Consider the following 502-nt stretch of genomic DNA (forward strand, 5'->3'; position numbering starts at 1 on the left):
TTATACCAACTTACTAATAAAGCCGAAAATTCATTTCGTGTATTAATTGTTCATTTTATGACGTTCAAATATGGTTTAGATTGGTGGGAACATATTTCAAAAAAAATTAAAAAGGAAGATAGAATAGAGGGGTATCAGAGAGTCTTAACTGACCTTAAAGATATCAGTCTAGACATGTATTCTTTAGATATTAAAGATTTAACTAGATTGGTAGAAAGTGAATATACATTTGATGTTAATTTCACAATCGATATTAAGAACCATTATGAATTAACGACTGATAAAGAGATTGTCCGAAAAACGTTACGTAAAACACTAAAAGAATTGATTGATAAACCGTTTGAATATGATTTAAAAAGTGAAAAAGGGTTTTGGAAGAATGAGTTATCAGCATTCTTCAATGACCCTGAAAATTTCAAAAGTAAGTGGGATCGCCTGAGTAACGATCGCAATCATATTGCACATAACAAGATAATTGATTTAAATATGTATACAATTATGA

General features: G+C 28.9%; 1 protein-coding gene. It reads left to right on the forward strand.

The features are described 5' to 3' along the window. Positions 1-57 precede the first annotated feature (57 nt). Positions 58-502 (forward strand): hypothetical protein (locus AC3G7N_RS22865; RefSeq protein ID WP_489424377.1); only part of this gene is annotated, 445 nt, incomplete at its 3' end.

This window comes from Virgibacillus carmonensis (assembly GCF_057836705.1).